Here is a 12433-nt window from a genome sequence, read left to right as displayed (position 1 = left end):
TTATTCATTCCCCCATGACCACCTCCGAAATCTCCGCCGGCAGCCTTATCCGCGAATGGCGCACGCGGCGGCGCATGAGCCAGCTCGACCTTGCCATGGAGGCCGATATCTCGCAGCGGCATCTTTCCTTCGTCGAAAGCGGCCGCGCCCAGCCGTCGCGCGACATGGTGCTGCATCTGGCCGAGCAGCTTTCGATCCCGCTCAGACAGCGCAACCAGCTCCTGCTTGCGGCGGGCTTCGCGCCGAGCTTCAGCGAAAAGCCGCTCACCGATGCGACGCTGGCTCCGGCGATGGCCGCGGTCGAGACCGTGCTCAAGGGTCACGAGCCCTTTCCGGCACTGGCGGTTGACCGGCATTGGAACCTCGTTTCGGCCAACACCGCGATTGCGCCGTTTCTCGCCGACATTTCCGAGTCGTTCCTGCTTGCACCGCCGGTCAATGTGTTGAGGCTCAGCCTCCATCCAGGCGGTGTCGCGCCGCGCATCGTCAATCTGGCGGAATGGCGCGCGCATCTGCTCGAACGGCTGAAGCACCAGAACGACGCGACCGGCGATCCGGTGCTGATCGAGCTGGAGCGCGAGCTGCGGACCTATCCTTCGGGGCTCAAGAGCACCAAGCCCGCGCCGGTCGAGACGAGCGGCATCGTGCATCCGCTGCGGCTCGCGCATGGCGATCAGGTGCTGTCCTTCATCAGCACCATAACCGTGTTCGGCACGCCGCTCGATGTCACCCTGTCGGAACTGGCGATCGAATCCTTTTTCCCGGCCGACGAGCAGACACGAGCGCTGCTGGTGCGGCTGGCAAAAGAGCGGGCGACTGCTTCGTAGAGCCTCACCCCTGCGGCGGCGCGACCGTCCTGGTGCGCGTGCGCTCCAGGCCGAGCTGCCGCTCGCGCCAGATAATGAAGATGCCGGCGGCGACCACGATCACGCCGCCGACGAGCGTGTTGAGCGAGGTCACGTCGCCGAAGACGAAATAGCCGACGACGACGCCAAGGATCATCGAGGTGTATTCGAAAGGCGCCACCACCGAGGCTTCGGCATGGCGATAGGCCGCCGTCATCAGGATCTGGCCGAGCCCGCCGCAGAAGCCCGCAACGACAAGCAGCGCGGCCTGCATCGGCGTCAGCGCCTGCCAGCCGAAGGGCAGCGTGAAAAGCGACAGGACCGAAGCCGTCGAGGAGAACCATAGAACGATGGTCGCCGTCTTCTCCGTCTGCACGAGATTGCGCACCAGGAGCATGGCGACCGCCGAGATCGCGGCGGCGATCAACGCCGCCATGACGCCGAGCACCTCCTGGTCGTCGAGGGCCTGATCGGAATTGAGCAGCGTCAGTTCCGGCCAGGAGATGATCAGCACGCCGGCAAGGCCGACGGCGACCGCGCTCCAGCGGTAGACGCGAATCGTCTCGCCGAGGAAGATTGAGGAGAACACGACGACCAGCAGCGGCTGGGCGTAGTTCAGCGTGATCGCCTCCGGCAGCGGCAACCGGGTCAGCGCGAAGAAGCCAAGCCCCATGGCGCCGACGCCGACGAGACCGCGAGCAATGTGGTTGAAGGGGCGCCTGGTCGTGAATGCGGTGGCGAGGTCACCCTTGAAGGCCAGGAAGGCGATGATCGGGAAGATGGCGAAGAAGGAGCGGAAGAAGACGATCTGCCCGGCGGGTACGTCGCCGGCCGCCTTGATGCAGGTCTGCATGCCAACGAAGACCGCCACCGAGACGATCTTCAGCGTGATGCCGCGCAGCGTGTCGTGGCCGACGGCATGATCGATGGTCATCTCGCCTCGTGAGGGTGGTCGCAAAAAGAAGCCGCGAAATAGCCTAAGTGCAATTCCGGGAAAAGTGTGTGACCAGAATTGCGAAAACACACCCTATCGCGCAGTTTTGTCGCGTGGGCGTTTCGTGTAAAGAGCGCGCAGCTCGAAATTCTTGGATCAGCCAAGCTCGCTCTCGCCCGAAATCGACAGGAAAAGTTCAAGGAATGCGCACGGATACCGGCCATATCTTCAAGCTCGAAGACTATCGCCCCAGTGACTATCTCATCCCCGTGACCGGCCTCGACTTCCGCCTGTCGCCGGACGCAACCCGCGTCACCGCGCTGCTCACGATCGAGCGGCGAGAAGGTGTCGCCGCTTCGGCGCCGCTGGTGCTCGACGGCGACGGGCTGACGCTGCTCGGCGTGGCGATAGACGGGCAGGCGCTGTCGGCCAGCGATTATGAGGCGACGCCGGACCAGCTGACGATCCTGAAGCCGCCGCCAACGCCGCGCTTCGAGCTGCGCCTGGAGACGGAAATCGCGCCTTCGCGCAACGAGGCGCTGATGGGCCTCTATCGCTCCAACAACGTCTATTGCACGCAATGCGAGGCCGAGGGCTTTCGCCGCATCACCTATTTCCTCGACCGTCCCGACATCCTGTCGGTCTACACCGTTCGCATCGAAGCCCCGCACAACGAGGCGCCGCTGCTGCTCTCCAACGGCAATCCCGTCGAACGCGGCGCGCTCGCCAATGGCCGGCACTACGCGGTCTGGCACGACCCCTTCCCCAAGCCTTCCTACCTCTTCGCGCTGGTGGCGGGCGCGCTCGGCAAGGTTGCCGGCAGCTTCACCACCATGTCCGGCCGCGAGGTCGAGCTCGGCATCTATGTCGAACCCGGCAAGGAGCGGCTCGCCGGCTACGCGATGGACGCGCTGAAGCGCTCAATGAAATGGGACGAGGAAGCCTTCGGCCGCGAATACGACCTCGACGTCTTCAACATCGTCGCCGTGTCGGACTTCAACATGGGCGCCATGGAGAACAAGGGCCTGAACGTCTTCAACGACAAATATGTTCTGGCCGACGAGGAGACCGCGACGGACGCCGATTTCGCCAATATCGAGGCGATCATCGCGCATGAGTATTTCCACAATTGGACCGGCAACAGAATCACTTGCCGCGACTGGTTCCAGCTCTGCCTCAAGGAAGGGCTGACCGTTTACCGCGACCACGAGTTCTCCGCCGACCAGCGCTCGCGAGCGGTCAAGCGCATCGCCGAAGTGCGCACGCTCCGCGCGCATCAGTTCCCGGAAGACCAGGGACCGCTGGCGCATCCGGTCAGGCCGCGCCGTTACCGCGAGATCAACAATTTCTACACCGCGACCGTCTACGAGAAGGGCTCGGAGGTGGTGCGCATGATCCGCACCATCCTCGGCGCCAAACTCTTCCGTGCCGGCATGGACCTCTATTTCGAGCGACATGACGGCCAGGCCGCGACCATCGAGGATTTCCTCAAAGTGTTCGAGGACGTCTCTGGCCGCGATCTGGCGCAGTTCGCGCTCTGGTACCATCAGGCCGGCACGCCGAACCTGACGGTGAGCTACACGCACAATGCGGCGGCCAGGGAGTTCACGCTGGAGATCGAACAGTCGGTGCCGCCGACGCCGTCGGAAAGCCGCAAGCGGCTGATGCATATTCCCCTTGCGTTCGGACTTGTCGGCGCCGACGGCAAGCCTGTCGCTTGGGACGCGGTCGAGGGCGCGACGGTGGACGACGGCGTCATCCATATCCGCAAGCGCCGGCACACGGTGCGCTTCTCCGGCGTTTCGCAGCGCCCTTCGGTGTCGCTCAACCGCGGCTTCTCGGCGCCGATCACACTTTCGGTGCAGCAGAAGTCCGACGATCAATTCTTCCTCGCAGCGCATGACAGCGACGCCTTCTCGCGCTGGCAGGCCTTCAACACGCTTTTGACCGACGCGCTGATCGCCGCCTTCCGCCAGATCCTCGGCGGCAGGGAGCCGGTCTTCGCGGCACGGCTCGCCGAGCTTGCCGGCAGGATCGCCGGCGACGAAGCGCTGGAACCGGCCTACCGGGCGCTGGCGCTGGCGCTGCCCGGCGAAGCCGACATTGCCCGCGACATCGGCAGGGACATCGACCCCGACGCCATCTTTGCAGCGCGCGAGGCGCTGGCGCGGACGATCGCCCAGGCAAACCGCGATGCCTTCGAGGCGCTCTATGAAAGCCTCGCCGACAAGGGCCCGTTCACACCGGACGCGGCGAGCGCGGGACGCAGGGCCCTCCGCAACATCCTGCTCGACTATCTTTCGCTGATGACGGGTGGCGCCGGCCTCGCTGCACAGCACTTCACCGCCGCCACCAACATGACCGATCGCGCCGCCGCGCTCGCCGTATTGGCGCATCGCCATTCCGGCACGTTCGAGGCGGAAGCAGCGCTGGCCGGCTTCGAGGCCCGCTATCGCGGCGATGCGCTGGTGCTCGACAAATGGTTCCAGATCCAGGCTGGCGTGCCCGGCGCCAGGACCGTAGAGAAGGTGCGCGAGTTGATGCGGCACCCGGCCTTCTCGATCGCCAACCCGAACCGGGTGCGATCGCTGATCGGCACCTTCTCCAGCGCCAACCAGACCGGTTTCCACCGCGCCGACGGTGAAGGCTACCGCTTCTTCGCCGAGACGGTGCTGGAGGTCGAGAAGCGCAACCCGCAAGTGGCGGCGCGGCTGGCGACGGCGCTGCGCTCCTGGCGCTCGCTGGAGCCCGGACGCCAGGCCAAGGCAAGGGAGGCGCTGCTCGACATGGCCAAGGTCGAGAACCTGTCGGCCGATTTGCGCGACATCGTGGAAAGGACGCTGGCGTAGCACGACCCTCGCCTTCTACCCTTGCGGAAGAAGGGAAAAAGGCGAATTTCAATCAACTTTTAATCTTTTTCGCCCGTGCCTCTGGACAAGGCGAATCACGTTTGATTCTTTAATGGCGATTCGGGCGTGCGGCGTATCCGGGTCATCCAAGTACACGGCAGATCGGGGAGTGCCATTTATGGCCAAGGCGGACGCGTGGGGCGCGCCCGGAGGGAAGGCTTTTGCGCGTCGCAAGTCAAGGAGCGATGGGCTTGCCGGCAATACGCGCCTGATCGCCGAACCCACCTATCAGCGGCTGCTAGCCGCCGAACCTATTCTGCGCCGTTCGATCCCCGCGTTGATCGTCATCTTCCTCATCGTCATCGCGGCGCTGCGCTTCCTGTCGTTGATGAACCAGCATGACCAGATCGAGCGTGACGCCAAGGCGGTGCTGGCGCTGGCCTCCGGCCAGATGGCGCAGGCGGTCACCGCGGACCCCACCGCCGCCGGCGCCAATGCCATAAGCCTGCTGGAAAACACCAGCCGCCTGGGCGCCATGAGCCGCGCCCACGTGCTCGCCATCACCGACGCCAACTTCAAGGTCACCGCCGTTTCGCCGCTTTCTACCGGATGGCAGGGCCGTGCGCTCGACAGCCTTGTGCTGGGCGGCCAGCCGCTGTTCATGTTCGGCGACCGTGCCGGCGTGATGGATGTCAGCATCGCCGGGCAAGACTGGTTCGCCGCCGTCAGCCTGAGCGGGAACCGCAAGAATGCAGCCGCGGTGCTCGTGCCGCAGGATGCGGTGTTCGACGACTGGCGCAAGTCGATGTCGCTCAACGTCACGCTTTTCGTGCTGACCGCGGGCGTGCTGATCGTCATCCTCTATGCGTATTTCGGTCAGGCGGCGCGTGCCCAGGCGGCGGACCGCATCTATCTCGAGGCGCATCAACGCATCGACATGGCGCTGGTGCGCGGCCGCTGCGGGTTGTGGGACTGGGACATGGTGCGCGGCAAGATGTATTGGTCGCGCTCGATGTACGACATGCTGGGCTATGAACCCTGCGACGCGATGTTATCCTTCGGCGAGGTCGACGAGATCATCTACCCCGAGGACGGCGACCTGTTCGAGCTCGCCAACCGCATCGTCGAACGCGAGATCGACCATATCGACCAGGTCTTCCGCATGCGCCATGCCGATGGGCAATGGGTGTGGATGCGGGCCCGGGCGCAAGTGATCGACCCGGAGGCGCCCGAAATCCAGTTGATCGGTATCGCCGTGGACGTCACCGAGCAGCGGCACCTGGCGCTGCGGTCGGAAGCGGCCGACATGCGGCTCAGGACCGCGATCGAGAACATCAACGAATCCTTCGTGCTGTGGGACGCCTCCGAACGGCTGATCATGTGCAATTCGAAGTTCCAGAAGGACAACGGACTGTCTGACCGCGACGTCGTGCCGGGCGTCGGTCGCGACGCGCTGGAGGAGAGGATGCTGGCCTTCGCCTCGGAGCGCAGGCTCGCCAACGCCAACGGCCCGCATGGCGGCGTTACCCTGGAGCGCCAGCTTGCCGACGGCCGCTGGCTGCAAGTCAACGAGCTCAGGACACGCGACGGCGGCATCGTCTCGGTCGGCTCCGACATCACACAGATCAAGCTGCACCAGGAGAAGCTGGTCGACAGCGAGCGCCGGCTGATGGCGACAATCCACGACCTCAGCCTCGCCCGCCGCGCCGAGGAGGAACGCGCAAGCGAACTTGTGGAGCTCAACCGCAAATACATGAAGGAAACCGAGCGCGCCGAGGCGGCCAACCGCGCCAAGTCGGAGTTCCTCGCAAACATGTCGCACGAGTTGCGCACGCCGCTCAACGCCATCATCGGCTTCTCCGAGTTGATGCAGCAGGGCCTGTTCGGGCCGCTGGGCTCCGAGCGCTACGAGGAATACGCGACCGACATCAACGGCAGCGGAAAATATCTGCTCGGCGTCATCAACGACATCCTCGACATGTCGAAGATCGAAGCGGGCCAGTTCTCGCTCGACCGCGAGGAGATCGACCTCTGCCCGCTGATCAAGGAGACGGTGCGGGTCATCTCGCTGCAGGCGGCGGAAAAGTCGATCAATGTCGAGACGCGCATCGCCGACTCGATACGGCTCTACGCCGACCGACGCGCCATCAAGCAGATCGCCATCAACCTGCTCTCCAACGCGGTGAAGTTCACCGGACAGGGCGGCAAGATCACGGTGAGGGCACGCAACACTTCAGGGGCGCTTCTGCTCACCATCGAGGACAATGGCTGCGGCATCCCCAAGCATGCGCTGAGCAAGCTCGGCCGGCCCTTTGAGCAGGTGCAGAACCAGTTCTCAAAAAACCATACCGGCTCGGGTCTCGGTCTGGCCATTTCGCGCTCGCTGGCCGAACTGCAGGGCGGCGCGCTGAAGATCCGCTCGACCGAAGGCGTCGGCACGATCGTGTCGGTGCGCATTCCGCTGAAGAAGGCGCCGCCAACGGTGAAGGTGGCGGCCTAAGGTTCGTTGAAAAGAAGCAGCGCTGGGTCGAAGGCAGTTTAACCGCGCTTCGGCGCGCCCGCATTCCGCAGAAGAAGGTCAAAATCCTTCCTGACGTTCCGCGACGTCTCCTCGAGATGTGCTTCCAGCACGCCGAAATCCGGCAGATCGGTGACCGCGAGGAGCAGGTCCGAAAGCCCCGGCGGGACGTCGTCGCGCTGGAACTCGCCGGTCAGGCAAAGCCTGATCATCTGGGTCAGCGCCAGATAGAGCCTGTAGGCTTCGCCAAGCTCTTCGCGCACATCGGCTGCGGCAAAATCCGGAGAAAGCCGCGCCAGAATATCAGCGGTCGCCGTCACCCGGCGCCCGGGCTCGATTTTGCCGGTGATGGTTGCGACCTGGGCGATGAATTCGAGATCGATGAGCCCGCCAGGGATCAGCTTGATGTCCCAAAGATCGCGCGGCGGCTTCTCCTTCTCGATCAGCGCCCGCATTTCCGAGGCCTCGGCCTTGACCTTGGGGGCATCGCGCGGCTGCGCCAGAACCGCCGCTACTTCCGTCTCGAGTTCGGCGCAAAGCTCGTCATCGCCGCCGATGGCGCGGGCCCGGGCCAGCGCCATGTGCTCCCAGGTCCAGGCATCCTGGCGCTGATATTTCTTGAATGCGTCGACATGGGTGGCGACCGGCCCCTTGTTGCCGGAAGGGCGCAGGCGCAAGTCCAGTTCGTAGAGCACGCCTTCGGCCGTCGGGGCCGACACCGCAGCGATCAGGCGCTGCGTCATGCGGGTATAGTAGTGCGACGGCGCCAGCGGCTTGTCGCCGTCGGAATCTTCCGCGTCGGCATCGTGGTCGTAGAGCAGGATAAGGTCGACGTCGGAGCCCGCAGTAAGTTCGCGGCTGCCAAGCTTGCCCATGCCGAGCAGTGCCACCCTGCCGCCGGCGATCCTGCCATGGCGCAGTGCGAATTCGGCGATCACAGCCTGAAGCGCCGCCTCTATGGTGAGATCGGCGAGATCGGAGAAGGCCCGCCCCGCCCGCGCGGGGTCGATCGAGCCGGCAAGCAAGCGCACGCCGATCAGGAATTTCTGCTCCGAGGCGAATATGCGCAGGCGGTCGAGCACGTCCTCGTAAGCGCGGTCGCCCTCGATGAAGGCGGCAAGCCGTGCCGAAAGATAGGCGCGGTCGGGCAGTTCGGTAAGCAGCGCCGGATCGAGCAGGCCGTCGAAAACGTGCGGGCGTCTGGTGATGATGGCAGCCAGCCGCGGCGCCGCGCCCATGATCGTCGCCATCAGCTTGAGCAGCGCCGGGTTCGACTGCAGCAGCGAGAAAAGCTGGATGCCCGCCGGCAGGCCGGCGAGGAACTCGTCGAAGCGCATCAGCGCCTCGTCGGCGCGCCGCGTTTGCCCGAAGGCCTTCAGCAGCGCCGGAGTCAGTTCGGTCAACCGCTCGCGAGCTTCCGCCGACTGTGTGACGCGGTAGCGGCCGAAATGCCAGCCGCGGATGACCCGGCAGATATCGCTCGGTCGTTGGAAACCCAGCCTGTGCAGGGTCTGTAGCGTGTCGGGGTCGTCGACATCGCCCGTGAACACCAGGTTGCCGACGCCGGCCGACAGTTCGGGGGCTGTCTCGAACAACGCCGCATAGTGGCGCTCGACCTCCTGCAGCGAAGCCCGGAAGGCCTGCGTGAAGTCCGCCTCGCCGGCAAAGCCAAGCATCAGGGCGATGCGTTTAAGTTCCTCATCGCTGTCCGGCAGAATGTGCGTCTGCTCGTCGGCCACCATCTGGATGGCGTGCTCGACACGGCGCAGGAACCAGTATTGGCGCGTCAGCGCATCGCGCGCATCGGCGGTGATCCAGCCGCGCGCGGCGAGTGCTGCGAGCATCGGCACCGTCTCGCGGCCACGCAATTCCGGGAATCGGCCGCCGGCGATGAGCTGCTGGGTCTGCACGAAGAACTCGACCTCGCGGATGCCGCCGCGGCCGAGCTTGACGTTGTGGCCCTTCACGGCGATCTCGCCATGACCCTTGTGGGCATGGATCTGGCGCTTGATCGAGTGGACGTCGGCGATCGCCGCATAGTCCATGTATTTGCGCCAGACATAGGGCTGCAATTCCTTGAGGAAGGCCGCGCCCGCGGCGAGGTCGCCGGCCACCGGCCGCGCCTTGATCATGGCCGCGCGCTCCCAGTTCTGGCCGCGCGCCTCATAATAGCGAAGCGCTGCCTCGACCGGGATCGCCAGCGGCGTCGAGCCCGGATCGGGGCGCAGCCTGAGGTCGGTGCGGAAGACATAGCCGTGCTCGGTGCGGTCCTGCAGGATGCGCACGAGACGGCGGGTGAGCCGGGAGAACAGTTCGGTCGCGTCGAGCGGATCGATGACGGCCTGCGCCTCCGGGTCGAAGAAGACGACGAGGTCGATGTCAGAGGAAAAATTGAGCTCATGCGCGCCAAGCTTGCCCATGCCGAGCAGGATCCAGCCCGAGCCCTTGGCCGGTTCCGCATGATTCGGCAGCTTGAGCCTGCCTTGCCGATGCGCGTCGAGAAGCAGGAAATCGACGGCGGCGTTTGTAGAGGCGTCCGCGAGATCGCTGAGGCGGCGTACCGTCGCCGAAGTCTCCGCCTCGCCAGAAAGGTCGGCCAGCGCGATCAGGAAATGCGCTTCGGTCTTCCATTGCCGCAGCGCCATCATCAGGCCCGGCTCGGAGGCGTCGTCAGCCTTTGCCGCGCCGCCAATCGCCGCGCTGATGGCGCCGAGCCGCGCTTCGACCGTCTCGTCGAACAGCGTGTTGAGAATTGCCGGCCGCCGGCGCGCCACATCGCGCAGAAAGGGCGAAAGGTCGAAGATGGCCGCCAGCGTGTTCTGCAGCGGCCCCTCGTCGGCCAGGAATGCAGCGAGACGGGAAAGCCCTTCTTCTTCGGCGGCATCGGCGATTTCCGACAATTGGCGCCCGGCATGTTTCGCGTCCAGGGGACGGAGCGCCACGGTGGGGGCAAGCCGCCATTCGGGCTCGACTGGTTTCTTCGCCATTGTCCTCGCCATCAATGCGTCTCCCGCAGCGGGAAACTCATGACCACGGACAATCCGGGATTGGCGGGCAAAAGATCAAGCCTGCCATTGTGGAAAGTCATGATTGCCTTGGCGAGGCTGAGGCCGAGGCCCGAGCCTGGCTGCGACCGGCTCTTTTCCAGACGCACGAAGCGCTCGGTGGCCCGTGCGCGGTCGGCGTCGTCGGGAATGCCGTGGCCGTTGTCGCTGACCGTAAGCTTGATCTCGTTGCCGAGACGCTCCAGCGTCACCCGCACTTTCGGCGCCTCGACGGCATCGGTCGAATATTTGATGGCGTTGTCGACGATGTTGGACAGCGCCTGGCCGATCAGCTCGCGATTGCCGTTGATCGTGAAGCCTTCGGGCACTGTCGCTTCAAGCGCGACGCCTGCCTCCTCCGCCACCGGTTCGTAGAGCTCGACGACGTCGCTCACCGTGGCGGCGAGATCGACCGGACCGGTCTGTTCCGAGGAATAGCCGGCCTCCAGGCGCGAGATCATCAGGATGGCGTTGAACGTCTTGATGAGTTGGTCGGACTCCGCGATCGTGCGTTCAAGCGCCTGGCGGTAGTCCTGCGTCCTGTGCTTGCCGGCGAGCGTAGCCTCGGCACGGTTGCGCAGCCTGGTCAGCGGCGTCTTCAGATCATGGGCAATGTTGTCGGAGACCTGTTTCAGCCCCTCATTCAACATGGCGATCCTCGCCAGCATCGAATTGAGGTTTTCCGACAGGCGGTCAAATTCGTCCCCGGCGCCGGTCACGGGGAGCCGTCCGGACAAGTCGCCACCCATGATGCGGCGGCTTGCGTCCGACACGCTGTCGATGCGCTTCAGGGCGGCGCGCCCGACGAAGAACCAGATCAGGATGCCGCCCAGGCCCATCATGCCCAGCGCCAGGGTCAGCGCGCGGCTGATGACCGCGCGGAAACGCTCGGGTTCGCCGAGGTCGCGGCCAACCAGCATGATCATCTGGTTGGGCAGCCTCAGCACCAGCGCGATGGCGTTGTGGCCCTTTTCCCCTGTCGACTGCGGACTGTTGCCATCGCCGGCTGGGGGCGTGGTCTGGTCCGTGGCTCCACTGCGCAGCCGGTCGAGCTCGCCCTCGCCGAAGCGCTGGTAGGAGAAAGGCTCGGTCGTCCAGCCCTCCGTCTCGATCACCCCGGGCTCCAGGCTCTGCACGTTGCCTGTCAGGATCTGGCCGTTGGCGTCGGCAATCAGATAGAGATTGGCGCCCGGCTGGCGCGAGCGGTTTTCGACCACCCGCACCAGCACCGGAAGGCCGCCGCGCTGATAGGCACGGGCCAGGCCCAGCACCTCGTCGTTGATGGTCTCCTGCGTCTGCGCGGTCAGCATGCGCGCCGACAGCGACGTCATGTAGAAGACCAGCAGCACCGCGCAGAGCGCGAAAAGCAGAAGATAAAGCGCCGAGAGCCGAGCCGCCGTCGTCTTCATAATGGCCGGCAGGGAAAGAGCCATGATCGGCTTTACCCGCCCTTCAGCATGTAGCCGGCGCCGCGGATCGTGTGCAGGATCGGCTTGTCGAAGCCTTTTTCGATCTTGCCGCGCAGGCGCGAGACATGGACGTCGATGACGTTGGTCTGCGGATCGAAATGATAGTCCCACACATTTTCCAGAAGCATGGTGCGCGTCACCACCTGGCCGGCATGGCGCATCAGGTATTCGAGAAGACGGAACTCGCGCGGCTGCAGCGTGATCTCGCGCCCGGCCCGCTTGACCGAATGCGACAGCCGGTCGAGCTCGAGGTCGCCGACGCGGTAGACGGTCTCGGATTCGCGCGTGCCGGCGCGGCGGTTCAGCACTTCGACGCGGGCCAGCAGTTCGGAAAAGGCATAGGGCTTGGTGAGGTAATCGTCGCCGCCGGCGCGCAGGCCGGTGACGCGGTCGTCGACCTCGCCCAGCGCGGACAGGATCAGCACCGGCGTGGTATTGCCGCGCGAGCGAAGAGCGGCGATTACCGACAGGCCGTCGCGGCGCGGCATCAGGCGGTCGACCACCATCACGTCATAGTCGCCGGCATCCGCGAGCGCGAAGCCGGTCTCGCCGTCACCGGCGACATGGGCGGTGTGGCCCGCCTCGGCGAAGGCTTTCTGCAAGTAGTCCGCTGCCTCGCGATCGTCTTCCATGACGAGAATCTTCATGGAGCCGTTATACGCGATTTCATTGGAAGTTTGAGAGGCGGCCATTCTTCATGCCTTGCCTTGTTGGTCGCATGTCTTCTTCCCAAAACCGGCAACCATCTTTGGGCAACATGCATTTCGTTCGCAT

7 protein-coding genes are annotated in these 12433 nt (G+C 64.9%); 3 read left to right on the top strand and 4 right to left on the bottom strand.

Features of this window, described 5'->3' with window-relative positions:
* Positions 1-14: 14 nt before the first annotated feature.
* Complete coding sequence (locus tag ACR64R_RS02805) at positions 15-827, top strand: helix-turn-helix domain-containing protein (protein WP_487360177.1); 813 nt, start codon at positions 15-17, stop codon at positions 825-827.
* Positions 828-831: 4 nt separating this feature from the next.
* Here ACR64R_RS02805 and ACR64R_RS02800 read toward each other — a convergent pair whose 3' ends face one another.
* Complete coding sequence (locus ACR64R_RS02800; protein ID WP_487360176.1) at positions 832-1779, bottom strand: DMT family transporter; 948 nt, start codon at positions 1777-1779, stop codon at positions 832-834.
* Between the two features lie 203 nt (positions 1780-1982).
* On the opposite strand from ACR64R_RS02800, the gene pepN reads away from it, so the two are divergent.
* Both pepN and ACR64R_RS02790 read left to right on the top strand, forming a co-directional pair.
* Positions 1983-4628, top strand: coding sequence for an aminopeptidase N (gene pepN, locus ACR64R_RS02795; protein ID WP_487360175.1), 2646 nt, complete (start codon positions 1983-1985; stop codon positions 4626-4628).
* A gap of 178 nt (positions 4629-4806) precedes the next feature.
* A complete protein-coding gene (locus ACR64R_RS02790; protein ID WP_487360174.1) occupies positions 4807-7128 on the top strand; it encodes a PAS domain-containing sensor histidine kinase in 2322 nt (773 codons plus the stop codon).
* A 38-nt stretch (positions 7129-7166) separates the two neighbouring features.
* On the opposite strand, the gene ACR64R_RS02785 is transcribed toward ACR64R_RS02790, so the two are convergent.
* Genes ACR64R_RS02785 through ACR64R_RS02775 form a run of 3 tightly spaced genes read right to left on the bottom strand, consistent with a single transcriptional unit; the run spans position 7167 to position 12306 of the window.
* Complete coding sequence (locus tag ACR64R_RS02785; protein ID WP_487360173.1) at positions 7167-10133, bottom strand: bifunctional [glutamine synthetase] adenylyltransferase/[glutamine synthetase]-adenylyl-L-tyrosine phosphorylase; 2967 nt, start codon at positions 10131-10133, stop codon at positions 7167-7169.
* A gap of 11 nt (positions 10134-10144) precedes the next feature.
* A complete protein-coding gene (locus ACR64R_RS02780; RefSeq protein WP_487360172.1) occupies positions 10145-11623 on the bottom strand; it encodes a sensor histidine kinase in 1479 nt (492 codons plus the stop codon).
* A gap of 8 nt (positions 11624-11631) precedes the next feature.
* Positions 11632-12306: a response regulator transcription factor gene (locus ACR64R_RS02775; RefSeq protein WP_127867194.1), complete on the bottom strand. Its 675-nt coding sequence runs from the start codon at positions 12304-12306 to the stop codon at positions 11632-11634.
* Between the last annotated feature and the right edge of the window lie 127 nt (positions 12307-12433).

The organism is Mesorhizobium sp. MC2-1-1, assembly GCF_057597255.1.
This window is presented reverse-complemented; position numbering and strand designations above follow the sequence as displayed.

Coding starts and splice junctions, on each gene's coding strand:
- ACR64R_RS02790 (WP_487360174.1), top strand. CDS start 4,807: ATGGCCAAGGCGGACGCGTGGGGCGCGCCCGGAGGGAAGGCTTTTGCG.
- ACR64R_RS02800 (WP_487360176.1), bottom strand. CDS start 1,779: ATGACCATCGATCATGCCGTCGGCCACGACACGCTGCGCGGCATCACG.
- ACR64R_RS02780 (WP_487360172.1), bottom strand. CDS start 11,623: ATGGCTCTTTCCCTGCCGGCCATTATGAAGACGACGGCGGCTCGGCTC.
- ACR64R_RS02785 (WP_487360173.1), bottom strand. CDS start 10,133: ATGGCGAAGAAACCAGTCGAGCCCGAATGGCGGCTTGCCCCCACCGTG.
- pepN (WP_487360175.1), top strand. CDS start 1,983: ATGCGCACGGATACCGGCCATATCTTCAAGCTCGAAGACTATCGCCCC.
- ACR64R_RS02805 (WP_487360177.1), top strand. CDS start 15: ATGACCACCTCCGAAATCTCCGCCGGCAGCCTTATCCGCGAATGGCGC.
- ACR64R_RS02775 (WP_127867194.1), bottom strand. CDS start 12,306: ATGAAGATTCTCGTCATGGAAGACGATCGCGAGGCAGCGGACTACTTG.